The 1495-nt window shown below is 53.9% G+C and carries 1 protein-coding gene; it reads left to right on the top strand.

Annotated features, from left to right (window positions below; genetic code table 11):
• The first annotated feature begins 100 nt into the window (after window positions 1-100).
• Window positions 101-1486, top strand: coding sequence for an IS4 family transposase (locus ACTD9P_RS29585; RefSeq protein ID WP_438870415.1), 1386 nt, complete (start codon window positions 101-103; stop codon window positions 1484-1486).
• Window positions 1487-1495 lie beyond the last annotated feature (9 nt).

The following is a 1495-nucleotide window of genomic DNA, read 5'->3' as shown; positions in this document are numbered from 1 at the left end:
CAGCTAACCAGCTGATCTGACTACAGAAAAATGAAAAAAGGCCGTCCTTGGTCTACGGTGATAGTTGCGAACACACACCACTCGAACAAGGACAGCCCGCGTGAATCGTAGACGTCAAATCGTCAGGCATCAACAGCAGCGCATTCAGCAGCACGCCAAAAACAGCAACGCCCATGCATTCTTTAAGCTGCTAGCCGATCCGGCGCTGCTACAGCGTGCCGAGTCAGTGATTCCCAAGCATCGTCAACGCTTATTCCCGCCGACTGAAACGCTGTCGATGTTTCTGGCTCAGGCCATGAATGCCGACCGTTCTTGTCAGAAGGCCGTGAATGATTTTTCGATCAAACGTTGCTGCGATGGGCTAAGCCCAAGCAGTGTCTACACCGGCGCTTATTGCAAAGCACGGGCGCGGTTACCGGTAGAGATGGTTTCAACGTTGTTGCGCTCCACGGGAACCTCGATGAGTAACAACGTGCCACCGTCATGGCGCTGGATGGGTCGCCCGGTACGTCTCGTGGATGGCACCACAGTGACCATGCCAGACACTGCGGCCAATCAAGCTGCCTATCCGCAATCTCGTGGCCAGAAAGCAGGGTTGGGCTTTCCCATTTGTCGTTTGGTAGGAATCATTTGCCTGTCCAGTGGTGCCGTTTTAGACGCCTCACTGGGGCGCTTTCGAGGCAAAGGTGGCGATGAGCAGACGTTACTCAGAACGATGCTCGATACACTGAATCGAGGCGATATTGTGTTGGGCGATGCCTACTACGCGACATACTTTTTGCTGTGCGAACTGCGACGCCGCGGGATTGACGGCGTGTTTGAACAATACGGCGCCAGACGGCGCAGTACGGACTTTCGGCTCGGGCAATCGCTTGGGTCGGAGGATCATTTGGTTGAGCTGACAAAGCCCAAGAAGCGACCTTCTTGGATGAGCCAGGCTTCTTACGAAGAAGCGCCTGAAACACTGACAGTACGTGAACTGAAAACCGGTGGGAAAATCCTGGTAACCACTTTGAACTGCCCGCAGCAAGTGCCTAAAGCCGGGCTCAAATCACTGTACAAGGACCGTTGGCATGTTGAATTGGATCTGCGCAATATCAAGACAACGCTGGGGCTTGAAACGCTGAGCTGCAAAACGCCTGGCATGGCTGTAAAAGAATTATGGGTGTATCTGCTAGCGCATAATTTGATTCGGATGATCATGGCCCAATCAGCGCTGTTAGCGGATTGTTTGCCACGCGAGCTGAGCTTTAAACATAGCCTCCAATTATGCCTTGCGATGCAGCAGTACGGTGCCGACGAACAAGACGATGGGGTACCGGATTTACTCAGGTTGATCGCGAGGAAACGTGTCGGAAACCGGCCGGGAAGGATTGAGCCTCGCGCCATAAAACGAAGGCCCAAGCCTTACCCGATGCTGATGCAGACGCGCTCGGCGGCAAGGGCCGAGGTCAGGAGAAATGGACACCCGAAGAAGGTTAAGTAAGTGCCATTC

The sequence above is a fragment of the Pseudomonas onubensis genome (assembly GCF_965653655.1).
Lineage (GTDB): Bacteria > Pseudomonadota > Gammaproteobacteria > Pseudomonadales > Pseudomonadaceae > Aquipseudomonas.
Note: the sequence above shows the minus strand (reverse complement) of the source record. Positions and strands in the feature narration are given on the sequence as shown.